Genomic DNA, 323 nt, shown 5'->3' with positions numbered 1-323 from the left:
TATTGATGACAGGCGCTCGGTTAGTATTCTGTACGTTGAGACTAAAGCTTTGTGTGTCTTGCAGGATACCATCTGTTACCGATACCGTAATCGGATATTCTGCAGCTGCATAATAATCAGGTACCCACGACACAAGCCCCGTATTCGAATCAATTGACATCCCATCTGGGGAGTTAAGTAAATTGAAGGATAAGTCACTGCTATCAACATCAGTAGCAACTATTTGGTATTGATAGAGTTCACTTTCTATCGCTGACAACATTGGGGTTGATGCAATAACGGGTACATCATTAACCGCCATAATGGACAACTTAATAGTCGCC

1 protein-coding gene is annotated in these 323 nt (G+C 42.1%); it reads right to left on the bottom strand.

What is annotated here, in order from left to right; all coding sequences use genetic code 11:
- Positions 1-301, bottom strand: a 301-nt coding sequence (locus tag A3756_RS07020; protein WP_156490340.1) for a putative Ig domain-containing protein, incomplete at its 3' end; no start/stop codon positions are given.
- Positions 302-323: the final 22 nt, after the last annotated feature.

The organism is Oleiphilus sp. HI0086 (assembly GCF_001635225.1).
Note: the sequence above shows the minus strand (reverse complement) of the source record. Positions and strands in the feature narration are given on the sequence as shown.